This is a genomic window from Terrisporobacter mayombei, assembly GCF_020748465.1.
In the GTDB taxonomy this organism is placed as follows: Bacteria; Bacillota; Clostridia; order Peptostreptococcales; family Peptostreptococcaceae; genus Terrisporobacter; species Terrisporobacter mayombei.
The window spans coordinates 1-435 of sequence record NZ_JAHZMP010000285.1 but is presented as its reverse complement, the minus strand read 5'-3'; the positions used below and the strand labels follow the sequence as shown (position 1 = coordinate 435).

The following is a 435-nucleotide window of genomic DNA, read 5'->3' as shown; positions in this document are numbered from 1 at the left end:
GCTGCGCAGGATAAAAGAGTGAAAAGTATTGTCAGCCAGCTGGCTTTTGCTGACGGTGAGGTTCTGGTTACCGGAGAAATGAATGAACTGGAGAAAGATTCTTTTCTGTCCACGCTGAATAAAATGGCAGAAAAGAAGAAAAATACCGGGAAAGAGATGTTTGTGGGGGTTACCCGGGTACTGAGTGATAATGAATCAAAGGTATTCTTCGAGAAGGTAAAAGGTCAGTATCCTGAAATGGATATAAAAATACCTTTCCTTACGGTTATGGAGACGTTGCAATATAAACCGGCAGAGAGCGCAGCCAAAGTACAGTGCCCAGTTTTGGTTGTTATTGCCGGCCAGGATAGTGTTAATCCACCAGAACAGGGAAGAGCCTTATATGATGCTGTTGCTTCTGGTACTAAGGAATTATACGAGGAAGCTGACGCATGC

At 43.9% G+C, this 435-nt stretch carries 1 protein-coding gene; it reads left to right on the top strand.

What is annotated here, in order from left to right:
* Positions 1-18 precede the first annotated feature (18 nt).
* A partial coding sequence (locus K0039_RS25515; RefSeq protein ID WP_228106923.1) for an alpha/beta fold hydrolase occupies positions 19-435 on the top strand: 417 nt, incomplete at its 3' end.